27 protein-coding genes, 1 tRNA gene and 1 pseudogene are annotated in these 22,201 nt (G+C 68.8%); 24 read left to right on the top strand and 5 right to left on the bottom strand.

The window, feature by feature from the left end; translation table 11 throughout:
- Positions 1 to 40: 40 nt before the first annotated feature.
- The gene (locus V1460_RS01370) at positions 41 to 283 is read left to right on the top strand and encodes a hypothetical protein (protein WP_338671622.1); all 243 of its coding nucleotides are present in this window, start codon (positions 41 to 43) and stop codon (positions 281 to 283) included.
- 186 nt (positions 284 to 469) lie between these two features.
- Here the strand turns inward: V1460_RS01370 and V1460_RS01365 are convergent, their stop codons facing one another.
- On the bottom strand, positions 470 to 1,078 hold the full coding sequence (locus V1460_RS01365) for a helix-turn-helix transcriptional regulator (RefSeq protein ID WP_338671621.1): 609 nt from the start codon (positions 1,076 to 1,078) through the stop codon (positions 470 to 472).
- 436 nt (positions 1,079 to 1,514) lie between these two features.
- Between V1460_RS01365 and V1460_RS01360 the strand changes: the two genes are divergently transcribed.
- From V1460_RS01360 to V1460_RS01330, 7 genes and pseudogenes are all read left to right on the top strand, one after another.
- Complete coding sequence (locus V1460_RS01360) at positions 1,515 to 1,757, top strand: hypothetical protein (protein WP_338671620.1); 243 nt, start codon at positions 1,515 to 1,517, stop codon at positions 1,755 to 1,757.
- Positions 1,754 to 1,963: a hypothetical protein gene (locus V1460_RS01355; protein ID WP_338677850.1), complete on the top strand. Its 210-nt coding sequence runs from the start codon at positions 1,754 to 1,756 to the stop codon at positions 1,961 to 1,963. The genes V1460_RS01360 and V1460_RS01355 overlap by 4 nt, the downstream gene beginning before the upstream one ends.
- Positions 1,960 to 3,083, top strand: a pseudogene (locus V1460_RS01350) (radical SAM protein). Before V1460_RS01355 ends, V1460_RS01350 begins: the two are co-directional and overlap by 4 nt.
- The gene (locus V1460_RS01345; RefSeq protein WP_338671619.1) at positions 3,080 to 3,244 is read left to right on the top strand and encodes a hypothetical protein; all 165 of its coding nucleotides are present in this window, start codon (positions 3,080 to 3,082) and stop codon (positions 3,242 to 3,244) included. The pseudogene V1460_RS01350 and the gene V1460_RS01345 overlap by 4 nt, the downstream one beginning before the upstream one ends.
- A gap of 87 nt (positions 3,245 to 3,331) precedes the next feature.
- Positions 3,332 to 4,195, top strand: coding sequence for a GNAT family N-acetyltransferase (locus V1460_RS01340; RefSeq protein WP_338671618.1), 864 nt, complete (start codon positions 3,332 to 3,334; stop codon positions 4,193 to 4,195).
- A gap of 680 nt (positions 4,196 to 4,875) precedes the next feature.
- On the top strand, positions 4,876 to 5,343 hold the full coding sequence (locus V1460_RS01335) for a GntR family transcriptional regulator (RefSeq protein ID WP_338671617.1): 468 nt from the start codon (positions 4,876 to 4,878) through the stop codon (positions 5,341 to 5,343).
- The gene (locus V1460_RS01330) at positions 5,340 to 5,912 is read left to right on the top strand and encodes an HD domain-containing protein (RefSeq protein ID WP_338671616.1); all 573 of its coding nucleotides are present in this window, start codon (positions 5,340 to 5,342) and stop codon (positions 5,910 to 5,912) included. The genes V1460_RS01335 and V1460_RS01330 overlap by 4 nt, the downstream gene beginning before the upstream one ends.
- Here the strand turns inward: V1460_RS01330 and V1460_RS01325 are convergent.
- Entirely contained in the window at positions 5,900 to 6,373 is a 474-nt protein-coding gene (locus tag V1460_RS01325; protein WP_338671615.1) for an NUDIX domain-containing protein, read from the bottom strand. The two genes, V1460_RS01330 and V1460_RS01325, sit on opposite strands and share 13 nt — an antisense overlap.
- A 2-nt stretch (positions 6,374 to 6,375) precedes the next feature.
- Positions 6,376 to 7,134: a helix-turn-helix transcriptional regulator gene (locus V1460_RS01320; protein WP_338671613.1), complete on the bottom strand. Its 759-nt coding sequence runs from the start codon at positions 7,132 to 7,134 to the stop codon at positions 6,376 to 6,378.
- A 649-nt stretch (positions 7,135 to 7,783) separates the two neighbouring features.
- Here V1460_RS01320 and V1460_RS01315 point away from each other — a divergent pair.
- From V1460_RS01315 to V1460_RS01240, 16 genes are all read left to right on the top strand, one after another.
- Positions 7,784 to 8,041: a DUF6284 family protein gene (locus tag V1460_RS01315; protein ID WP_338671611.1), complete on the top strand. Its 258-nt coding sequence runs from the start codon at positions 7,784 to 7,786 to the stop codon at positions 8,039 to 8,041.
- Entirely contained in the window at positions 8,038 to 8,376 is a 339-nt protein-coding gene (locus tag V1460_RS01310) for a hypothetical protein (RefSeq protein ID WP_338671609.1), read from the top strand. The genes V1460_RS01315 and V1460_RS01310 overlap by 4 nt, the downstream gene beginning before the upstream one ends.
- Positions 8,373 to 9,383: a DUF2637 domain-containing protein gene (locus V1460_RS01305; RefSeq protein WP_338671608.1), complete on the top strand. Its 1,011-nt coding sequence runs from the start codon at positions 8,373 to 8,375 to the stop codon at positions 9,381 to 9,383. Before V1460_RS01310 ends, V1460_RS01305 begins: the two co-directional genes overlap by 4 nt.
- A complete protein-coding gene (locus V1460_RS01300) occupies positions 9,380 to 9,889 on the top strand; it encodes a hypothetical protein (RefSeq protein ID WP_338671607.1) in 510 nt (169 codons plus the stop codon). Before V1460_RS01305 ends, V1460_RS01300 begins: the two co-directional genes overlap by 4 nt.
- Entirely contained in the window at positions 9,886 to 10,224 is a 339-nt protein-coding gene (locus V1460_RS01295; RefSeq protein WP_338671606.1) for an RRQRL motif-containing zinc-binding protein, read from the top strand. Before V1460_RS01300 ends, V1460_RS01295 begins: the two co-directional genes overlap by 4 nt.
- A 76-nt stretch (positions 10,225 to 10,300) precedes the next feature.
- Positions 10,301 to 11,926, top strand: coding sequence for a hypothetical protein (locus V1460_RS01290; RefSeq protein ID WP_338671605.1), 1,626 nt, complete (start codon positions 10,301 to 10,303; stop codon positions 11,924 to 11,926).
- Position 11,927: 1 nt separating this feature from the next.
- Entirely contained in the window at positions 11,928 to 14,042 is a 2,115-nt protein-coding gene (locus V1460_RS01285; RefSeq protein ID WP_338671604.1) for an FtsK/SpoIIIE domain-containing protein, read from the top strand.
- 213 nt (positions 14,043 to 14,255) lie between these two features.
- The gene (locus V1460_RS01280; protein ID WP_338671603.1) at positions 14,256 to 14,447 is read left to right on the top strand and encodes a hypothetical protein; all 192 of its coding nucleotides are present in this window, start codon (positions 14,256 to 14,258) and stop codon (positions 14,445 to 14,447) included.
- 20 nt (positions 14,448 to 14,467) lie between these two features.
- Positions 14,468 to 14,980: a hypothetical protein gene (locus tag V1460_RS01275; protein ID WP_338671602.1), complete on the top strand. Its 513-nt coding sequence runs from the start codon at positions 14,468 to 14,470 to the stop codon at positions 14,978 to 14,980.
- 13 nt (positions 14,981 to 14,993) lie between these two features.
- The gene (locus tag V1460_RS01270) at positions 14,994 to 15,275 is read left to right on the top strand and encodes a hypothetical protein (protein ID WP_338671601.1); all 282 of its coding nucleotides are present in this window, start codon (positions 14,994 to 14,996) and stop codon (positions 15,273 to 15,275) included.
- Between the two features lie 14 nt (positions 15,276 to 15,289).
- Positions 15,290 to 15,460 (top strand): hypothetical protein, encoded by a 171-nt coding sequence (locus V1460_RS01265; protein ID WP_338671600.1) that lies wholly within the window; start codon positions 15,290 to 15,292, stop codon positions 15,458 to 15,460.
- Positions 15,461 to 15,462: 2 nt separating this feature from the next.
- Positions 15,463 to 15,906: a single-stranded DNA-binding protein gene (gene ssb, locus V1460_RS01260; RefSeq protein WP_338671599.1), complete on the top strand. Its 444-nt coding sequence runs from the start codon at positions 15,463 to 15,465 to the stop codon at positions 15,904 to 15,906.
- A gap of 88 nt (positions 15,907 to 15,994) precedes the next feature.
- Complete coding sequence (locus V1460_RS01255; protein WP_338671598.1) at positions 15,995 to 16,918, top strand: bifunctional DNA primase/polymerase; 924 nt, start codon at positions 15,995 to 15,997, stop codon at positions 16,916 to 16,918.
- A gap of 370 nt (positions 16,919 to 17,288) precedes the next feature.
- Positions 17,289 to 18,548: a DUF3631 domain-containing protein gene (locus tag V1460_RS01250; RefSeq protein WP_338671597.1), complete on the top strand. Its 1,260-nt coding sequence runs from the start codon at positions 17,289 to 17,291 to the stop codon at positions 18,546 to 18,548.
- A 157-nt stretch (positions 18,549 to 18,705) separates the two neighbouring features.
- On the top strand, positions 18,706 to 18,891 hold the full coding sequence (locus tag V1460_RS01245; RefSeq protein WP_338671596.1) for a helix-turn-helix domain-containing protein: 186 nt from the start codon (positions 18,706 to 18,708) through the stop codon (positions 18,889 to 18,891).
- 62 nt (positions 18,892 to 18,953) lie between these two features.
- Positions 18,954 to 20,330 carry a site-specific integrase gene (locus V1460_RS01240; protein WP_338671595.1) on the top strand — a complete coding sequence of 459 codons (1,377 nt, stop codon included), beginning with the start codon at positions 18,954 to 18,956 and terminating at the stop codon, positions 20,328 to 20,330.
- Positions 20,331 to 20,466: 136 nt separating this feature from the next.
- Here the strand turns inward: V1460_RS01240 and V1460_RS01235 are convergent.
- Together V1460_RS01235 and V1460_RS01230 are read right to left on the bottom strand one after the other, a co-directional pair.
- Positions 20,467 to 20,553: transfer RNA gene (locus V1460_RS01235), tRNA-Ser, on the bottom strand.
- Between the two features lie 251 nt (positions 20,554 to 20,804).
- Positions 20,805 to 21,509 carry a helix-turn-helix transcriptional regulator gene (locus V1460_RS01230; protein ID WP_338671594.1) on the bottom strand — a complete coding sequence of 235 codons (705 nt, stop codon included), beginning with the start codon at positions 21,507 to 21,509 and terminating at the stop codon, positions 20,805 to 20,807.
- Positions 21,510 to 22,201: the final 692 nt, after the last annotated feature.

The following is a 22,201-nucleotide window of genomic DNA, read 5'->3' as shown; positions in this document are numbered from 1 at the left end:
ACCGGCACAGCCCGGCCCCCGCACCGGTACAGTCACGCGCATGACCGGACGGCTCCCCGGTCCCGTCCTCGACACCGACGAGACCGGCGCAGAGATCACCCGCACCGACTGCAAGCGCTGCGGCACCGAGGTGTTCGGCATCGACGGCCGCTACGCATGCCCCGTCTGCGGCTGGGTCAACCACTGGTCCGAAGGCCACCGGCCCCTCCCGGTGGCCCACGAGGACTCGGACTACCCCGGCAGGGCCGCCCTCGACCCGTCTCCGGAGCAACCCGGGCGGTAGATCCCGTCCGGTTGCCCCGTCCTCATCGCGGTGCACGCAGCAGCACCGCCGGCCACGGGGACCACCGGGCCCTCATGGTCGCCGTACCGAGAGCGCCTGACCGGCGCGGGATGCCGACTGGCGAACCGCCTTCGGAGGGGCCGGACCCGTACGCGCCCGACCCCGTTCCCGTCCGCGCGTACGGGCTCAGCAGAAGCCGTTGAGGCCCCACCACTCACCATCGGTCCGCTCACCGCTCGCCAGCAGGCCGTTACCCAGCCCCCGGTAGGTGACCAGCCAGCCGAAGTGGCCCCGGAAGCCGTCGATCACGTATTTGTCGTTGGTCACGGCGGCGAGATCGGGACGCCCGTCGCCGGAGAAGTCGCCTACCGCGATGAGGTTGGCCATGGCGTTCCAGCCGCCAGAGCCGATCAACTTACGGGCGCCGAGCGCACCGGACGAGGTGACGCTGAGGACGCGGAGGAATTCACGGCGGATCATCTCGTCGGGGTCTCCCGCGCTCGGGTAGCTGGACTCCTGCCCTGCGACGTCCCGGCCTTCGGCGCTTGGCGGTCGAAGGAGGTCGTCCAACTCGTGGAGGCTGACTTCAAGGGCGGCGGCCAAGCCTGGTCTCTGGAGCGGCTGCGGTGCGATCTTGCCGCTCTCCCAGCGTCCGACCGTTGTGCGGTCCACGCCAAGTAACTCGGCCAACTTCTCCTGACTGTAACCCAGGGTCCTGCGCCGCTCCGCCAGTCCCATGACGATCCCTTCCCGTGCCTTCTGGCCCCTCGGCTCGCGCGCACGGATCTGCGTCAAGCCTGCCGCATGGATGCCGTGGAGACCTTCGACTCCCGGCGCTTTCCTGGATGTTGCCCCGGACGAGCATCGGGATCACAGAGGAGTTCGGTCATGGTGACGAGAGACGAGACTCTGGCGGGCGAGCCGGACGGTAATGCACGGACGCAGAGCCCGAACACTGAACAGAGAGTCCTCATGTCACTCGGGGTCTCCCGTGACTCCGGCCGGACATGGGGGCCTCTCGCGGAGGTACGCGCGAGCGACGACCCGGTGTTCCCGGATGATCCCGGCCGCTTCCCACCGGCAAGTGCCCGCGGTGCACGGGCCGCCCCCAGCGCTCCGGGGCGCCCTCTCGGGCGAAGTCGTGATGCGGTGCACGCGCTGGCGCAGGGTGCCGCTGCTCCTGGTGCGGGAAGCGCGGGAGAGATGGGCTGCGGAATGTGTCGACAGGGCTGTGCAGCGCCAGTTGGCCACGCACAGCGATGGTGAGCACTTCGGCCTTCTCGATGACCTCGGCGAGTACGGGACCGCATTGTGGCTCCGCTGGCGAGGAGCGACCGAGGTGGAGCTGATCGTGTTCGCGGATTGCCCGGTGGTCAGCCCGGGGCCTGGCAGAGAGGGCTGCTGCCTGTTCGCCGACCACGCCGACCAACACACCTGGCAGGACGCCGTGGCGGAGATCCCGTGCACCAGATGATCGCCAATCCGACCACCCTGACCTGGCGCCCCCGGCCCCGTCCCCCGCGCAACGAGAGCTGTGCGGACTGCGGAGGAAGCGGCGCCGACTCGTCCGGCAAGAGCTGCGGCACCTGCAACGGACTCGGCGAGATCTACTGCCGTGTCGGCTACCAGGGCGCACGCTTGCCGTCGCCTTCGATGATCCGGAAGGACAGCAGCTCATGATCCACGCTCTGATCGCATCCCCGTTCCTCGACGGGCACCTGCTCCTCAGGCCCGGAGCGCGAGCCGGGGCACGCATCCCCGCCGACCACTACGAGGGCATCCGACACGCTGCCGCCCGTGGTGAGGCGCTGCCTGCCTGGGCGGCACGCATCGCCGCCGACGTGTGGGGCCTCGACCTGAGCGGCCGACCCGCCCAGAGCACGGTGCTGGTTCGCGAACCGTCCCCGTACGGCTACTGCCGCGCCTCCTGGGAGATCAACCTCGGCTGCAACTTCGGCTGCAAGCACTGCTACCTCGGCGAGCGGCCCTTCTCCGGGCTCGGCTGGGAGGACAAGGTGCGGCTGCTGGACATCATGCGCGAGGCAGGAGTCCTCTGGCTCCAGATCAACGGTGGCGAGCCCACCATGGACCCGCACTTCCAGGGTGCTTACCGGTACGCCTGGCAGGCCGGGATGATGCTCACCATCTCCACCAACGGCTCGCTGCTCTGGCGGCCCGACCTCCTCAAGCTCTTCCACGACTGCCCGCCCTACCGGCTGGTCGTCAGCATGTACGGGGCGAGCGAGGAGTCCTTCGACACGCTCACCCAGCGCCGTGGCTCGTGGAAGGCGTTCCGGCGCGGCATGGACGCCGCCCGCGAGGCGGGCCTGCCGCTGCGCATCAACGTCGTGGTGACCGAGGACAACGCCTCCGAGGCCGACGAAATGGCCGCCCTCGCCAACGAGTGGAACGTCGAGAACCACGCGTACACGAATATGACGCCCACGATCTACGGCGGCGGCGAACCGCTCCTTGCCCAGTCCGCCGCCCACCTGCGGCAGCGCAAGCCGTTCGCCGGCTGCAACGCGGGACACACCTTCTTCCACGCCGACCCGCAGCCAAGGTCTCGATCTGCAAGGTCGGCCGCGACGACCAGATCGACCTCATGACCGAAGGCATCGACGGCCTCACCCGGCTCGGCGCCATCGCCGACCGCCTCATGCTTCGCACCGGTGGGTGCGAGGGCTGCGCCCTGTCCGGCACCTGCCGGGTCTGCCGCCCCCTGGCCAAGCACTACCAGGAAGCCAAGGCGCCGCTGCACAGCTACTGCCAACACGGAGACAAGGAGAAAGCGTCATGACCCCGCCCGTACTGGTGAACCTTCTGCCCGGTCCGCCGACCTCGGCCCGTCGTGCGGCGCCACCCGTCGCCGCCCACTCGGTAACCGCCGTGCTGGATCTGGACGACATCGTGGAGAGCGCGGAGTGCTCCTGCGACGCCGGTGACGACAACCCCCACTGACCGACGCATCCGGTCGGTTCCGCTCAGGCCCTGGCGCGTTCGCGTCGGGGCCTGAGCCCTGCCCGGCCGACCGCTAGGGTGCCGCTCATGTTCTTCCGCTGGGACTGGCTCCGGCCCGTACTGACCGCGCCGGTCGTGCCAACCCTCGGTCCCGTCCACCCCGATGCACTGACAGTCGACGTCTTCGAGGACATCCTGCGAGCGGCCGTCACCGGGGATTTCCTCACCTACGACAAGGACCACCGCTGGGGCGGTGAGAAGGAGGAGGCGGTTCTGCGCGGCGATGTGGTGCACCAACACGATCACACCCTCATTCCCACCCTGAACCGGCGCGGACGCGGCACCGTCAAGGTCTTCGCCTACGGGCGCCATGACAGCACTGTGGACGAGGCGGCCGAACTGGCCGTGAAGCTCGCCGCCGTGCACGACGTGGTCAATGCGCGGGTCGTGCGCCCCCTCGGTCCCGAGATCGACCGCCCGCGGGGCAACCGCATCCATCTGAAGGACTTCACCACCCACTGCCCCGACCCCGGCGGGCCGGTGCGCGCCATCACCGACTGGCCGACCGCCGTGCAGGAGACCTTCGCTCCCTTCGCCACCGCCATGGCCGCTGATGGACTGGCCTTCCTCCACACCCGGATGCAAGCCCGGCAGTGCGGCCCCGTCCTCGCGGCAGCCTTCGAAGACCGCATTGTGGGCGCGATCGGCCCCATGGAAGTACGCCCCGACGCCATCGGGCGCCCCCAACTCCTGCCCCAGTACTTCGCCGTACTGCCCGAATCCCGAGGACTGGGCCTGGGCCGTGCCCTGTGGCGAGCCGCCATGCACTGGGGCCAATCCCACGGCGCCTTCTACCAACTCCTTCAGACCGAAATCGGCGGCCCTTCCGACAACCTGTGCCAAGCCGAAGGACTCACCTCTCTCGGCTTCACGCACACCACACAGGCGTAGCAGCGGGGCTCTCGCACTCCATCCACCGCGCGCTATGACCGTTCCCTCTGGCAGGCGCGCTGATCCACGCGGCCTGCCGGAGTGGCTTTGGCCGGTGTCCTGTTCGGATTGGGGTCGGGCATGTTCAGGGGGCCGTACGCTGCCCGGCAACTCGGGCAGGCTTGAGAGGTGGCGCCTTCGCGTTGTCGGGGACCTGGCCCACACATGGCCCACAGCGATGATCGTGACCTGCGCTTTCTCGTCTTCCGCGAGCCGGATCTTGGTCCATGCCTGGTCCACAGACACTGATCAACGACGTGACAGAGGCGGATCACGGTGAGACAAGCCCATGGGAAAGGGGCGCCCCGGAACCGGGGCACCCCTTCTGACCAGCATCTACGCTGACCTGCGTGCGGTGGGTGTGGGATTTGAACCCACGGTGACATCGCTGCCACGACGGTTTTCAAGACCAGCCGGTTCTGAGCGGCGAAATAGGCTTTGACCTGCGCCCCAGGTGTCCCGGTGCGCGTCGTCCGACCAAAGTTGGCCGGAGGATGGCCGCGAGGTCGAGCGATGCGTGTCGCCGCACCCTCGCTGGAGCGGCACGCTGCTACGCCGGGGCCCCTGCTCTGGCTGTCACCCTTTGTAGAAGGCCATGGGAGTCTTGACGACAGACGACGGCAGATGGAGAGGGAGAGCGAGTGTCGCAGCAGACCAGCCCTCGGGGAACCTTTGTGAAGATCGCGGGTGCCGTTAAGGCAGAGATCGAGGCAGAGCCTGAGATGACGGAACTGCCGACTCTGGCGACGCTCATGGAGCGGTACGGGGTCTCCCGCGGCGTGGTGCTCCGGGCCTTCAACGTGCTCAGGGAGGAGGGGGTGGCCGAACCGGTGCCCGGGGGCCCGTGGCGCGTGATCAGAGAAGGACACAGCATCGACCGCCGCCCGCTGGCTGAGCAGCTTGCCGAGGTGATCACGACGGACGGCATCGCTGTAGGGGAGTCGTTCCCCAGTGCATCGGCGCTCGCCACCCGTTTTGGGGTCTCCCGGCCGACCGTGGCCAAGGCGCTGGACAAACTCGAGACCGCGGGGCTGCTCTCAGCGACGCGGCAAGGAAAGCAGCGCACTGTGCTGGCAGTGCCGAAAAGGGAGGAGGGGTCGAAGCTGTGAGCACACCCGGACTGACAGAGCGGGCGTACCCCCTCGCCGAGTCGCTACTGGCCGAACCTCTGCCGCGGCGGTGGAAACACTCGCTCGGGGTGGCCGAGCGAGCGCGAACCATCGCTCTCATCCTGGGGGAGGATGCCGAGCTGTTGGAGGCTGCGGCGGTACTCCATGACATCGGGTACTCACCGGACCTTGCCAAGACCGGTTTTCATCCGCTGGACGGTGCCCGGTATCTGCGGGATCACACCGATGCGGACGTGCGGGTGATCCGGCTGGTGGCTCACCACTCGTGTGCGTGGATGGAGGCTGAGGCGCGGGGACTGCGCGACGAGCTGGAGAGCGAGTTTCCCCGCGAGCGCCCGCACCTCGGGGACGCGCTCTGCTACTGCGACATGAACACCACGCCGGACGGGACCCCTACCAGCCCGGTGGACCGCGTGAACGAGATCGCTGGGCGATACGGGCCGGACAGCCTGATCGGCACGTTCATCCGCCGCGCCGAACCGGAGATCCTGGCCAGCACCGCCCGCGTGCTGGAGCGGGTTGCCGCCGCGAAACGTCAGCCGATATAGGGGACCGCGCGCGTCCGGTCCATGGCGTGCTCGATGCGCAGGCGCATCGTCGGGTGGATGTCGAGTTCGGCCAGGTCCGCTGGGTCAACCCAGCGGACCTGTGTCGTCTCGCTGCTCGTACGCACGTCACCGCCGACCGGCCGGGCCCGAAAGCAGATGCTGAACTGCTGCCGCGCCTCGCCGTCGTCGTACAGCATCACGTGTCCGGGGTCGGTGTAGATCCCGGACATGTCGATGACTTCGGCCTTGATTCCAGTCTCTTCCCAGACTTCACGCACGACCGTGTCACTGATGGACTCCCCTACGTCGTGTCCGCCGCCGGGGAGGGCCCACCGGCCGTTGTCGGACCTTTGGATCACCAGTACCTCGCCCGCGTCGTTCTGGACGAACGCGACGACGGACGGCACTACCGAATTAGCCGGCGGGGCGTCAGGGTCGTGCAAATAGTCAATGCGTCCCATGGTCAGACTCCCGTCAGGTCGTGATCCGTCACCTGGCGCGCGCCTCCCCAGGTCTGTTCGATGCTATTCGCGTACGTGTCGAAGAGGCCGCCGCCCGGCAGGCGCCGGAGGTGCAGGACCGGGGCCAGGTACGCGCCAATGCCGTAGACGTGAGTGTTCACCAACATCTCGTCATCGGCCCGGAACAGCGAGTTGTAGAGCGTCGCGTCATGAAGCCGGAAGCCGATGTCCGGGTGACTGGCAAACAGCGGCCGGTAGTTCATCAGGGCGTTGCGAATCTTGCCATCCATGATCTGGTGACCTTCGTCTATGCCGCGCTGCTTGACGGCTGCGCAGCCTGGGTCGCCGAGCAGGATGCGCACCTGGGCATTGGCCTGCACCTTCGCCTTGAGCAGGTCGTGGAAGAGTGGGTCCTCTGACAGCCACAGGCCGGAGTAGACGAGAACGTCTACGTGCGCCTGGGCCCGCCCGTAGATCTCGCGCCACAGGCCAGCGGGCACCATGTGCCGGTGCGGGTAGACCGTGACAATCTCGGCCTTGCTCAGGTCCGATGCGCTTTCGACCGTGCGGGAGTCCTCCCACAGCGTCGTTACATCAACCTTGAGCAGTGACGCTGTCGCGTATTGGTGCCTCCGGTACGGGACCTTCCCCTGGGTGATCCAGCGTTCGACGGTCTTCGGGTTGACCTCGATCGCGTCCGCCAGGTCCTGAACGGTCATGCCCTGCGCCAAGAGGGCCGACCGTAAGCGCTCGTTGGACATCTCAACCCCCGGTGGGACGTCTAGGGACTTCCTGACGGTACTGAGATCTCCCCAAGGTGTCCACGAGCGGGGTAAACAACGCCCCCTACCTGCATCGATTCTGATGGTGCGCCAAGAAGTCCCGGCGCGAAGCACGGAGAGTCCGCCAGCAAGCTTGACGGAACTCGATGCAGTACCTGTAATAGAGGTACTGCATCTAGCTTCGGCTCGATCGCGGTTCTCAGCGTGCCCGTGCGACGGGCGCGCCGCTCAACAACTCAACAGCGTGATCCACCGCAGCATCTCGGCCGTGACCAACCCGGCCGAGGCGAGTGGAGACCAGCCGACCGAGAAACGGCCCGCGTCACACCCGGGCCCACACCCCTAACCGGGAACGCCATCGGCTCTAAGAACCGCACGGCACACCTTGAAACTGCGACGACATCCGGGATTTCGGACCTCCCCGGGTCGAGCAGCGTCGTGCGAAACAGGAGATCCGAACCTGTACCAGCGCTCACGGTGCCCGACATCCCATCGCCGTTCCGGCTGGCGGGTGTCGGGTCGCCGTGGTCGCTCGTAGCCCACGACCGACCCACCCAACGGCGCGCGGCCCCGGTGTCCTACCACCGGGACCGCTTCGAGCCGTCCACCTGCTAGGGAGACACGACTCATGAAGCACATCGTTGCTGTTCAGGCGGTTGTTACCGCCGAGCGGATCGACTGCGAGCCTACGGCCGCGGAGCTGGATGCGATCGAGCGGGAGATGCCGCTGATCGTGGCGGAGGTCGAGTTGTTGGACGCGCAGATCACGACCCTGGACCGGGAGCCGTCGCCGTTGGATGTGCGGCGGGTCCGCCGTGCCCGCAACCGGGTGCTGGCCGCCCGCGCGGCGCTGGCCAACCGCGGTGCGTGTGGGGAGGCGGCGTGAGCGCGCAGACTCTCGCGGACCTGTCGGCGCCGCTGGTGGCGCTTCGGCTGCTCTCTACGGAGTGCGGGCATCTGCCCGCGCCGTCCGTGGCCGTGTCGACGGTCTACCCGGATCAGTTGACGCTGTCGTTCTACGACGGTCACGCCGACTTCGAGGCGTGGCGAGAAGCCTTGGCTGTTCCCCCGGACGATGTTGTTCACCGTGTTCAAGGTGACGGTCAGACCGGGGTCCTGGACGTTCACGTCGCCTTCGCCGGGGCGCGGCTGCGGCTGATCAGCTACGCCGACATCCCCGTGTCCGTGGCGGCGCGAGCGCTGTCGGAGGTCGGCCGGTGAACAGTGTTCAGATCCGTTCAGCGGAGCGTGCGCTGTCGGTGGGGACGTGGACGATCGTGGCGGGGGCGATGCTCTATTCGATCCTCACCGTCACGCCGCTGGCGGCCCGGCATACCCCGGACGAGTGGGCGTGGACGGCTCCGATCCTGCCCCTGGTGGTGGACGCGGCGGTGGTCATCGTGGTCAAGCTCGATGACGTCCTGGCCCGTCTGGGCGGGCACGGCGGCCGGTGGCCGATCGTGCTGCGCTGGATGACCGGCCTGATGACCTGGGCGCTGAACGTGGCCGACTCCGCCTTGAAGAAAGACCTGGTCGGGGTCGCGGTTCACTCGGTCGCGCCACTGCTGCTGATCGTCACCGCTGAGACCGGACTCGCCTACCGTCGCGCCATCGCTGCCGCGCTGGTCGCGCTGGATGCCAAGCAGCGGGCGGAGCGGGAGCGGCGGGAGCAGGCGGCCCGAGACCGTGCCGAGCGGGCCCGTGCTGAGGCGCGTGAGGAGCGGGAGCACACGGCGATGCTGGCGCGTGAACAGCGTGAACATGAAGCCCGCCTCACCCGTGAACAGGCTGAGCGTGAGGATGCCCGGCGCCGCGAGGAGACCGCCCGGACGGAAGAGGCGGCCCGGGTGGAGCGGGAGGCTCGTGAACGCCGTGAACACGAGCGTGAACAGCAGCAGCAAGACCGTGAACGCCTGGAACACGCTGCTGAACAGCGCCGTGAGGCAGAGCGGCTGGAGCGTGAGGCGCAGGCGCGCCGGCAGGAGCAGGAGCGGGCCGAGCGTGAACGCCGTGAACGCGCCGCGCTCCTGGCCGGTGGGCCGGTGAACGAGAAGCTCCCCGAGGAGCGTGCCCGCCAGATCGTGAAGGCGGCGTTCGGTGAGGGCCTGCCCGTGCGCACAGCCGTTGATCTGTGCGGCTGGTCGGTCGGCTGGGTCTCCACCCGCTACCAGGAACTGCGCGACCCCAACCCGGCGAAGAGCACCGTCCTTGAGGGGGCTTCCGCATGATCACCCTGGTCCGTACCCGCACCCTGAACACCCTGCGAACCAGCCTGGCGGAGGCGGAGAACGAGAGCGCTGCCGCGCGCAACGAAACCGAGCAGCACCGCCATGAGGCCGAGCTGGCCACAGACTCCGCGATCCGGGCGGCGGAGACCGTCGTTGAGGAACTGCATGCAGCACTCGCCCGCGCAGCGGCCGACATGGCTCGCCTTGAGGGTGAGCTGAACGCTTTGCGGGCGCAGTCGCTGTTGGACACCGAGGACCGGCAAGCACTCCGCACGCTGCTGCGCATCACCCGCAAGCAGCGCGCTTCGACAGATCGCGTCTACGTGCTCTTCCATCGCGGGCATCTGCACAGCCTGCACCCCAGCATGGAGGGGGCGGAGCTGGCGGCGGAGGCTGAGGGGGCGCCCCGCTCCGGGTGGACCGCCCACACACCGGGCGCCGCGCAGCCTGCAGCCTGCGAGGTTCTGTGGCGTATCCAGCCGCTTCCCCTCGGCAGCACCCCGTGAGCACCCTGCCCGTCTACCGGTGGCGGCTCGCCCCGGACGGCTACGCCACCTACCGCCAACTCCGCGCCCTCGGACTACGACCAGGGGGCCAAGGCGTCGCCGCACAGCTCGAACGTCCCCGGCGCCGCCGGGGCCCGCTGGTCGCCTACCTCTACCGGATCGACCGCGCTCTGCCGGTGCGGCCGATGACCCCCGCCAAGTGGGCGGCACTCGGCAAGGCGCACGCCGCCCAGCAGGTCTGCGCGAACTGCCGCCTGGACGTCGGCTACCGCATCCCACGTTCGGCCGGCATGTGCGGAACCTGCATCCACCTTGAGGAACAGCGCGCTGCCTGAAATCCACAGGGCCCGACCACACGCCTCCACAGCACTGGTCGGGCCCCTCTTTGCTCCCGAAGGGAGTGCCTTCAGCATGACCGAAGTCAGCACAGAACCGGTAGCCGCCCCGGCGGCCCCGACCCCGCCGCCCGAACCGCCCACGACACCCGAGCAGAGCACGAAGACGCCGCCCGAATCGGGCGTGGAGCACACGCCCGGGGGTTGGCCGGTCGCGCCGCTGGCCCTATCGGGTGCGAACGCGACCGTCTCCACGATCGCCGCGGCCGGTCTAACCGGCGGGCCGATCGCCGCGGCGGTCGCCGCCACCGGCATGGTCGTGTTCGGCTCCCTCGCCTCTTACCGCAGTCGCAATCCGCGTCCGAGGCAGGCCGCGCGCCGGGCCGCCGCGCGTACCGCGGCCCGCCAACAGGCTGCCCGCCACCGTTCCGCCGGAGTCAGTACGGCTGGCCGGAAGGCCGGTTCAGCCGGTGGTCGTACCGCTGGCGGACCGGGAAAGGTGCACGGTCAGAAGCGGCGCGGACCGGGCCCCGGTTCGGGGCGCGGCGGGGCTGGTCAAGGCCGCTCCGGGGCGGGCAAGCACCGCGCTCCGGTCTCCCTGAACAAGCCCGCCGGGCTCAAGAGCAGCGGCGCTGCTTCGGGTGCGCTGTCCAAGGCGGGGCAGGTCAAGGCACTGCGTAAGGCGCAGAAGCAGACTGGGAGCTCCCGCGCGCAGAAGCGGGAGCAGACGTCCGCGGCCCGGCGCGCCATAGCTGATGCTCGCCGCAACACCCCGAAGCCGAGCAAGCCCAAGGCTGGCACGAACAGGCCCGGTGCCGGCAGGGCGCGGGGGCGGTCGGGTGGTGTGGCGGGACGGATGCTCAATGGTGCAGGCCGGAAGGCGCGTGCAGTGAAGCAAGCGGCCATTGCCAAGCAGCGGGCGCGTCGGGATGCGGCCACCGCGCGGAAGGTATCCGCCGGGCGGTCGAGCGTGCGGAAAGCGCCTGCCCGGCAGGCCGCACGGAAGGCGCTGCGTCGCTCCGCGGCACGGTTCCACGGGCGTCGTCTGCTCGCCGCACTGCTCGCCCTGCCGGTCGGGCTGCTGGGCTGCCTGACCACTCCGCTCGGGCGCAAGCTCGGGTGGGAGTGGCTCCAGCACCCCGGGCGGTGGCTGTTCCGGCATCTGGCCATCAAGGCCGCTGAGCAGCGCGGCGAGCGGGACAAGGCCATCCGCGCCGCACAGGCGGACGAGGAAGACACGGCGGATGAGGAAGCCGCCAAGGAGACCACGGAAGGGCTCGGGGACCGGGTGGAGCGCCCGGCCGGGCCCGTCCCGAACAGCAGCGATCACACGTCATCAACCAGTGAGGGAGAGCACGTGTCCGGGTTCCAGTTCGAAGAGCACGCCGCAGAGATGGAGCAGGCCGCCCAGTCCTATGACCCCGAGGACGCCATGGAGATCCTCGCCATGGTCGAGGGGCTCCCCGCCGCGCTGACCAGCGTCGCGAACGTGATGAAGACCCTCGCCGAGCGCGCCGACAGTGAGTTCCCGCTGGAGAAGGAAGTCGCGGACGGCTTCAACGACATCTTCGGCGCCCTGATGTCCGCGGTCGCGGTCGCAGAGGACATGGGGCCGCTGTTCCGCCAGGCCCACGAGCAGGACATCGCCCGTCACGAGGACCCCCGCAACGGCCCGGAAGCCGAGAAGGGCTGGAACGTCTGACATGACCGCCACCACTGCCGCAAACAAGAAGAAGAGGCAGGCGGACAGTGGCCCGGTGCTGGACTGGAGCGCCGGTCACGGACCCGTGACCGGCGCCCTGTCCGCGACCACCGGAGCCCTGGCCATCGCCACCACCGGCGCCGCCACCGGCATGCCCCCCATGTGGGCCATGGCGGTCGGCGCGGCCGGAGCCCTCGGTCACACCGTGGCCGGGCTGAAGGTCCGCAACGCGGGCCGCACCCTCGCCTTCAAGGCCGCATCGTGGCTGGTCGGAGCCGGGTGGACCACGTGGGCCATGGCCACCGGGCCCCTTTCCTGGGCCGCCCTTGGATCGCTGGCCACGATCGGTGTCGGCATGGGTGCCGGCGCGCGATCCGTCGCCCTGTACGAAGAGGCCCGCGAGGAAGAGGCCCTGGCCGCGGAGCGGCGCCAGGTCGCGCAGGAGATGAGCGCGGAGCGGCGTCAGATCGCTGCGGAGTGGGTGGAGCGGATCCGCCGGATCTGCAACATCACCGTGCGTGTGCTGGCGGTGGAGATGTGGGAGACCGGCAACGGCTACTCCCTCGATCTCGAACCGCAGGGCGGCATCACCTACGACCGCATCGCCCAGTACGCCGCGGCCCTGTCCGCTGATGCGAAGCTGCCGCACGGCTGCACCGCCGCGGTAGGCCCCGGCGCCCACCAGGGCCGGGCGATCGTGGACGTCACCACCCGCAATGTCCTCGCCGAAGCGCGCGAGTACCCCACGGATTACACGCCGCTGTCGATCCTGACCGGCATCCCCTGGGGTTTTCGCACCAACGGTGACGACGTGCTCGCCTACCTGCGCGAACAGTGCGCGCTCGTGGTCGGGCCGACCGGATCGGGCAAGACGAACATGCTCCACACGATCCTGGCCGGACTCGCCCGCGCCGAAGACGTCCTCACCTGGGTGATCGACCTGAACGCTGGATCGGCCGGCCTGCCCTGGGTACGTCCCGCCCTCGCAGGCGAGCTGAAGCAGGCGGACGGGAATCCGGTGCAGCCCGGTGTGGACTGGCTGGCCGGCACGTATGAGGAGGCGTTGAAGCTGCTCGATGCGGCGATCGCCATCGGCCTGGCCCGCAAGCGCGGCTACCAGGAGCTGATGGCCAAGCACGACACCGACCTGTTGCCGGTGAGCGCGAAGATTCCGCAGATCATGCTGGTCATCGACGAGGGCGCGGAGATCCTGGTGTCCACTGACCGGCGGATGAAGGAACTCGCGAAGCGCATCTTGGAGTTCATCCGCATGCACCGCTCCATGGGCGGACGCACGATCATCACCGCGCTCGGGGCGACTGGCAGTGTGCTGGGGAACCTGATGATCCGGCGTGAGGCCAAGGTGAAGGTTGCCCTGACCGGTGGCGAGACCGAGGGCATGGACCTGTCGAAGATGTTCCCCGGCCGCCGGGGCTTGCGGGTGGATCAGGCGCCTTTCAAGGGCGCCGGGTTCATGGGCACCCCGGAGTCCCCCGGGGCGCTGTTCAAGGCGTGGCGGATCAAACCGAGCCAGATCCGCGACATCACCGTCGCCACCAGCGACCGGCGTCCGCGGCTGGACGCGGTGTCGGTGAACGCGGCCGGTGCGGACTACGCGCGGCGGTGGGACGCGGAGCGCACCGCGTGGATGCGCGACCTCACCCCCGATACGACCGGCCCCGAGCAATCCGCGCCCTGTGCTGGGGGTGGGTTGAACCTGTCCGCCCACCGCACCGACCGGGCCAGGCAGGCGGGTGGGGACGATGACCTGTTGCGCCGGTTCCGTGAGGAGATCGACGCCCAGTTCGCCACCGCCCCCGACCCGAGCGCGCCGCCGCCCGCGTCAGGGTTGAACCTGTCGGCGCTGCGCAAGGAGCAGGAGGACAGTCCCGCGCAGCGGGCCGCGCTCGCCGTGCTCCTCGCGGCCGGGCCGGACGGCACCGGGGCGTCCGCGATCGCCCGCGCGCTTGCGGACGAGTACGGCACGACCCGGCAGACGGTCGTGGGATGGCTCAAGGCGTGGGCTGAGGACGGCACCGCGGTGCGGGTCGGGGAGGGCACCAAAGCCCGCTACGTCCACCGCGACCACACCCCCGGGCCGCCCTCGGGCGAGTAGCGCTTGTCGCCTGTCACCTGCCCCACACGAACACCCGTCCTCGGGGTGTGGTGGAGGTCGGAAACGGCTTGTGACCTGCGAGGCGACAAGCGACAAGACAAGCAAGGCGACAAGACAAGCGACAAGCCGCACGACAAGTCAGACGACAAGCCATCGGCGGGCAGCACCCAGGTTCGGGGTGCTGCCCGCCAGCCGTTCCCGGGAGGCCCGCTCGTGATCGTCACCCTGTCCGCCGTCGCCCTCTTCGGGCTCATCACCTTCGTCCTCATCCGCTCCCGCTACGTCGGCCCCGCCGCCGCGCTCGTGGTGTTCCTCTTCGGGTTCTTCACCGCCGACACCGGGGCCTCCACCGCCATCCGCTCCGCGATACAGGCCCTCATCAACGCCGCGTCCAACATCACCTAACCCCGAAGGGAGGCACGGCCGTGAGCGAGACCGACACCCCGGCTACCCCTGCCGACTGGTGGCCGCGCATGAGCGACGAGGCAGCCAACGCCGAAGCCCGCCGCATCATCAACGACATCTACCGGCCCGCACCGCCCCCGGCGCCCATCCCGACGTCCTACCGCGACACCACCGAGTCGCCGAGCGTCGGGGACGCGCAGCCGGTCTGGCAGTACGACCACCGGATCGTGCCCGCCTGGGCCGCCGGAACCGCCATCGCCTCCATCGGCATCGGCGCCGGCACCACCGGCATCGGCTGCGGCGTCTGGCTCGTGCTGAAGGGATTCGCCTCCATGAGCGTCACCGGCGTCATCTGCATGGGCGTCCTCCTCTCCGGCATCGCCTTCGCGGCCTTGTCCATTGGTGCCGCGTTCGCCCGCGCCAAGCGCAGCGTCTCCAAGGCGGTCTACACCGGGCCGGTCACCAAGAACACCCACGTCACCACCCACACCCGGAGCACGTTCTCCCGCTCCCACACCCACCTGCACAACTGACAGGAGGCGCCCCGTGATCCGACCGCGCATCCAGGTCACGACCTGGCCCCGCAAAGCCCTGATCCTCACCGACACACCCCACCCGAACTGCCCCGACTGCGAGGGCATCGGCGGCATCGAGCACCCCTACGGCGACCACTACACCGGCGAATACGCCGACAGCGACTGGGCCCCTTGCCACTGCTGGGACGAAACCCGCCGCTGGACTCTGCTCCCTCTCCCGCACCGGCCCCGCTGGCCGCGCCGCCACACGAACCACCCCGACCCGTGGGCGAGCGACGAACCGCCGTTCTGACCCGAAGGACACCTGTGTTCGAGATCCGCATCATCTGCGACGACCACGACGCCGATCGCATCAAGACCGCTCTGGCCGAAGTGTTCGACACCGGCCCGCCCCGCCTGTACCCCGCCCGCGACACCAGGCGGACTCGCCTGTACATCACCGCCGACCACCAGCCCACCACGCCCGAAAGCGAGTGACGATGTCGTTCGGAGAGACCCCGATCACCATCATCGGCAACCTGACCGCCGACCCCGAGATCAAGTTCCTCGAATCCGGCCAGGCCCTGGCCCGCTTCACCGTCGCCTCCACCCCGCGCACCTTCGACCGCGAGACGAACCAGTGGAAGGACGGCAGCTCCACGTTCTTCCGCTGCTCCGCCTGGCGCGCCTTGGCCGAGCATGTCGCCGAGTCCCTCACCAAGGGCTCCCGCGTCGTGCTGTCCGGGCGGATCCGCCAGCACGACTGGCAGACCCCCGAGGGCGAGAACCGCTCGATGCTCGCCGTCGAAGTGGACGAGATCGGCGCGTCCTTGCGCTTCACCACCGTGACCATCAACGGCAAGCGCGGCAACGGCGCCGCCCCGACCGGCGACCCGTGGAACACCGCAGGCAACCCCGCCACGGACAACAAGCCGCCGTTCTAGACCCGCCCGGGGCGACCGCCCGCTCTCGCCAAAGATGCGCGGTCGCCCCGGCTTCTCCGTCCTCATCACAGAACTGGAGACATCCAGCATGGCCCATCACCCACCCCGTACGCTCCTGTCCGCGGCGCTGGACGCCGCGGCCCGGGGCTGGCGCGTCCACCCGCTCCGCCCCGGCGGTAAGGCATCCGCCCTGCACGGCGAACCCGCCTGCCCCCGTACCGGCCCGTGCGATCGGGGCCACGTGAAGTGGGAGCAGCGTGCCACCACCGACTCCGACCGTATCCGCCGGACATGGGCGGCGGGCGCGTTCAACGTCGGTATCGCCACCGGCCCCTCCGACCTGATCGTCATCGACCTGGACGTGCCCAAGCAGAGCAGCGCGAAGAGCAGTTCGGACGCGCCTTGCGGCGCGGCGTCCTTCCAAGCGCTCTGCGAGCGCGCCGGACAGCCTTGGCCAACTACGTACGCGGTGCGGACCCCGAGCGGCGGCATGCACCTGTACTTCCACTCCCCGGCCGGGGTGCGGCTGCCGTCCACAGCCAAGACCGTGGCGCCGAACGTCGACACCCGCGCGTGGGGCGGCAACATCGTCGCTGCGGGCAGCACCACTCCCGCCGGGCCGTACCAGGTGACCGAGCCCGCGCCCGCCGCACAGCTTCCCGACTGGCTGCTGCACCTCCTCCAGCCCGTACCCACCCTGGCTGCCATCCCCGCGTCGCCCGCTCCGCTGCTGGTCCCGGGCCGGGCCACCCGCCGCGCCACGGTGGCGCTGGAACGCGAGACCGCACGGGTCCGCAACGCCCTGGAAGGTCAGCGGCACCACCTCCTGCTCACCCGCACAATCGCCATCGGACGCTTCGTCGACTGGGGCGAGATCACCAAAGAAGCGGTAGAGACGGCATTTGGGGCGGCCGGGGAAGCAGCCGGACTGCCGCCAGCCGAGTGCCGCGCCACGATCAGGGACGCACTGGCCTACTCCGCCCGTACCTGCCGCGCCCGGGAGACGGCATGACCAACCACACTCCCCGCCCGCAGCCCAAATGCCGTCCCGACACAGCTGTCCGGACCAACTCCGCTACCAGCGCCGCACCCCAGACTGACGAATGCGACCAGAGCGAGGCCGCCCGTCAGGGCGTCCTCTCAGTCCTTCCCTCCGCCCAGCGCTCCATGGCCACGTCCCCGGGCAATGGACGCTTCCCTATCGCGTGGCTCCACATCCGAGCACCTCGCGGCGCCACCCCTACCGCCACCTCGCAGTGCGCGTGCGGCCGGGACCGCAGCGCCATCGGCCATCGCCGCGTACTCGCCCTCATCACCGACCACGAAGCCCACCGCGCCCTCTGCCCCCTCCGCACCACTGACCAGGAAGGGAGGAACGCCGCATGACCAGTACCGACCAGACCACCATTGGCGGCGCCGCACTGCTCGATGAGGTCGAAGCGTTCCACCGCCGCTTCAACGTCTTCCCCACCGAACACGCCTACGTCGCCGTCACCCTGTGGGACGCACACGCCCACCTGATCGACGCACTCGACGGCACCGCACGCATCGCCTTCCTGAGCCCTGAACCCGGGTCGGGGAAGTCACGCGCGCTGGAGATCATCGAGACACTCACCCCGCGCTCCGCGACCACCGTCAACGCCTCCGCGAACGCACTGTTCCGGCTGGTGGCGGCCGATGCGGGAACGCCGACGCTGCTGTTCGATGAGATCGACACCGTCTTCGGCCCCAAAGCCGGGGGGAACGAAGAAGTCCGCGGGTTCCTCAACTCCGGCTACCGGCGCGGCGCGAAATCCCTGCGTTGCGTCGGAGAGGGCTCCGAGCAGAAAGCGGGATGGTTCGACTCGTTCTGCGCGGTCGCCATGGCCGGACTCGGTTCTCTGCCCGACACCATCCTGACCAGGTCCGTCATCATCCGCATGCGCAAGAAGGCCCCGAACGAGAAGTGCGAGCCCTACCGACGCCGCGTCCACGAGAAGCAGGGAAACGCCCTGCGAGACAGACTCGCGGAGTGGACCGACACCATCCATGACCAGATCGCGGAAGCGTGGCCGCAGATGCCTGACGGCATCACCGATCGGCCCGCAGACGTGTGGGAACCGCTGCTCGCCGTCGCGGACGCGGCCGGTGGTCACTGGCCCGAGCGGGCCCGCGCCGCATGCGTTGCCCTCATCAAGGCCGCATCCGAAGGCGACCAAGCCTCCCTCGGCGTCAAGCTGCTCACCGATCTGCGGGACCGCGTGTTCTGTGGCGTCGACCGGATGCCCACAGCCGCCATCCTGGAAGTCCTCCTTCAGCTCGATGACGCCCCCTGGTCCGATCTGAGCGAGGACGGGCAGAGCAGCAAGCCGCTCACCGCACGGGCTCTGTCCAAGCTCCTGAGCCAGTACGTGCGCCCCGACAACACCACGATCAAGCCCCGCGGAATCCGGGTCGGCAGCACCACCCCGAAGGGCTACTACGCGGAAGACCTCAGCGACGCCTGGACCCGCTATTGCCCCCCGCCCCCCGGAGAATCCGCAACACCCGCAACACCCGCAACACCGCAGGTCAACGGGGGTGAATCTGTGGCGGAAACCCCTTCCGAGAGCCGCCACATGTCCGCGGGTCCCGACACACGCCAACTCCGGATCGTCGGCTGACCCATCGCACGCCATGGGTGCCGCCGCGTCCCCGCGCGGCGGCACCCATCCGCAACACGACCGGCATCCGCCACAGATTCAAGCCGCTGACCAGCAATGTTGCGGCGTGGCGGATGTTGCGGATTCCCCGAAAGGCCCAGAACGAGGAGTCGCAACGATGGCCCGACCCAAGATGCTCAAGCTCCCCGAAGTCCTCGAAGAGATCGAGATGAGCCGCGCTGCCTTCTATCGCATGCGCGCCCGCGGCAAGGCGCCCAAGCTCATCAAGCTGCCGAACGGGCAGATCCGCTGCCGTCGCAGCGACTTGGACGCGTGGTGGGACAAGCACGAGATCGCCGCCTGACCTTTGCCCAATTCGAAGGGGCTCCGCCGTGCGGCGGAGCCCCTTCGTCATGAAGGAGCACGATGCACAGCTACGACGTCCGTATTTGGAGCGTCCGGAAGCGTTCCAGCAAGTCAGCTCCATACCAACTCCGCTGGTACGTCAACGGGACGGAGTTCCCAGAGCGCTTCACCACGAAGACACAGGCTGAGGCTCGCCGCGCGGAATTGCTGACCGCGGCCCGCAGGGGCGAGCCATTCGACACCGAAACGGGCCTCCCCGTGTCGGAGCTCCGGGAGCGGAACCGTACGACTTGGTACGACCATGCCCGTGCTCACGCCGCGCGAAAGTGGCCGACAGCTGCCGCGAAGCACCGCGCGAGCATCGCCGAGAGCCTGACTGTCACCACGATGGCGCTGTGCACGGAAGGGAAGGGACGCCCTGCGGACGATCTCTTGCGCCGGGCGCTCTACCAGTGGGGATTCAATGCTGGACGCCATGACCAGGAGCCACCGGAAGCGGAGGCCAAGGCGTTGGCATGGGTGGCACGTAACTCGCCGGCGGTTGTCGACCTGGACAGCGCGAAGCGCGTGCGCGTGGTGCTGGAAGCCCTGGCCAAGCGCCAGGACGGCAAGGAAGCCGCAGCGAACACTTTTCGCCGTCGCCGAGCAGTGCTGAGTAACTGCCTACGGCTCGCCGTGGAACAGGAACTCTTGCCCGGCAACCCCCTGCACCGCGTGCACTGGGAGACCCCCAAAGCGGTGGAGGAGTTGGACGTACGCAGCGTCGCCACTCCGGCACAGGCGCGGGCGCTGCTGGACGCAGTCCGCGCGCAGGGGCCGCGCGGCGCCTACCTGGTCGCGTTCTACGCATGCATCTACTACGCCGCGATGCGGCCAGAGGAGGTCTCCATGTTGAGCGCGGATCAGTGCGAACTACCTCCAGACGGTTGGGGACGGCTCATGCTCGCTGGTGCACGACCGCAGGTGGGATCTGCCTGGACCGATGACGGCAAGCCATACGAAGTGCGGCAGCTCAAGCATCGTGCCCGCCGCGCGGTCCGACCGGTGCCCATCCCGCCGGTACTGGTGGCCATCCTTCGCGCCCACCTCGAAGCGTTCGGCACTACGACCGGGGGTCAGCTGTTCAGTGCCGTGCGTGGTGGGCCCGTCCGGTCGCAGGAGTACGGCGCGGTGTGGAAGGAGGCTCGCAAGAAGGCACTGACAGCCGCCCAGGTCGCCTCTCCCTTGGCCGCCATCCCGTACGACCTGCGCCACGCCTGTGTGTCGTTCTGGCTCCGTTCCGGGGTGAGCCTGGCCGAGACCGCGCGGCGAGCGGGTCAGAGCGTCGCCGTGCTTCAGCGCTACTACGCCAAGGTGCTGGACGGTGAGGAAGCGAGGATGAACGAGCTGATCGATCAAGGGTTGGCGGAGCAGGAAGACGAGGCCGAAGAGCCGTAGATCCTGGCCGCAGGTTGGCCGCACGCGCTGGTCAGAGGTGGGATACCGCCGATTCAGGGTGAGACAGCCTGCACGCAGAAGGGGTGCCGCTCCGGAGAGTGGCACCCCTTCTGACCTGCAAGCTTCTGACCTGCGGCGGTGGGTGTGGGATTTGAACCCACGGTGACATCGCTGCCACGACGGTTTTCAAGACCGTTCCCTTAGGCCGCTCGGGCAACCCACCCAAGCCCCGCATCACCTGCTGCGGAGCGGGCTACAGCCTACCCGCTGGGTGCCTCGCGCGCCGAAGCCTGGTCGCAGGGTGCCGGATGTGCCCCCGGTCCATTCGGCGGCTTTCGCGATGCCGCTTGGCGGGAGGTTCGAGCGGGCGGCGATGGGGCGGCTCGAGTGCCCCGTTCCTACCCCGCTCGTTGTGGCCCTGCAGGACGACAGGCCATCGAGTGCTCAACCCGGAGAGGTAATCGGGCTATGCGGTCACTTCGTCGACGTGGTCTCCTCCTCCACCGCCTTGCGCAACCAGGTGGGCTGCTTCGGAATCGAGGCTCCGTGTCTCAGATGATCTAAGGTCTGGGCGACCTGCCCGGTGGCCTCCTCGGCGTTCAGCCCCTGTTCCGCACGGCGTGCTCCATCGCTCAAGGCAGGCGCGTCTCCCAGCAGTTCCTGGGCCTTGACGAGTTCCCAGGCGCGGCCCCATGCCGCCGTGTCCGTCCCGCTTCCCCCGCAGGCCGAGACGAACGCTTCCACGAAGGACCACTTGGGCAGCTTCTTCCGCCGCAGGGTGTCACTGATGGTGCTGGTCGGCAGGGTGCCCTTGGCCGCTCGGCGCGACAGTTGCACGAAGGAGAGTCCGGACCAGGCTTGAAGCATCCTCAGCTGCAGGATGAAGGCTTCAGCCGTTCCGGCCGTGTGCGGGTTCGCAGCGAGCGCCCTGTATGCAGGCTCATACGGCCGCGGGGGGTTCGCTCGTCGGCGCCGCGAGGGGGCGGCGGGCTCGGATTCCTCCCGTTGCTTCGCTCTGGTCCAACTCTCGAACCATGTGTCGAGGTCCTCCTTGGCCTCGGCGGTGGACAGGGCGTTGAGGCTGGATATGAAGGCCTCGGTCACCGGCCAGGTCGGTACGCGGCTGCCGGCGGCAGCCTTGGACAGGGTCGAGTGCGCCAGGCCGCATCGAGCAGCCATGGCCCGGTAGTCCGGGTTTCCTGCCCGCTCGCGCGCACCCCGTATCCGGCAGCAGAAGCCACCGGCCGCGCTTTCGTACGAAGTGATTGCTTTTTCGGGGCGTCCCATTGCGTCCTCCCGAGGTCTCGGCACGGGTACGGGAGTTGCGGCCTGATCGACATCTCCTCAGGGGAGGTAGGGTTGTTTCCCCGCATCCGATTTCATCCGTAGGCATCACCGAAGCGCCCCAGGAAAACCGAGAAGCAAGAATCATTGCAGGTCGGAACACCTCACTGCATCCGAAGCAGGCCAGAAGATTCAACCCACCAGGGGAAACAAACCCTGATATCCCTGACCGACGTCCTCGAATAATGGGAAACAACCCGTGCACGACTCGCCCGCCAGCCGGACGGATCCGTTTGTTTCGGGCACCTGACGCGCCGGGAGCTGGGTCTGGCAGCCACGGGCCAAGCCTCACCAGGAGAGTTCGATAATCACACTCCGCGGAGCCGGCCCCGTCGCGGTCTGGATTCCGATGCCCGTACCCACGTCCATTCTGCGGGTTGAACTGCTGGTCGATGCTCACGAACTTGAATATAGAGCAGCCCAGGATGCGGCTTTGAGGGTGATGTCATGGCGTTGGCGCTACAGCGGCTGAAACGTTCTGCCTGTACCCGGCGACCGGCCACCGATGCTGCCAGCCCTTCGCGGCG

This window comes from Streptomyces sp. SCSIO 30461, from assembly GCF_037023745.1.
GTDB lineage: Bacteria > Actinomycetota > Actinomycetes > Streptomycetales > Streptomycetaceae > Streptomyces.
Note: the sequence above shows the minus strand (reverse complement) of the source record. Positions and strands in the feature narration are given on the sequence as shown.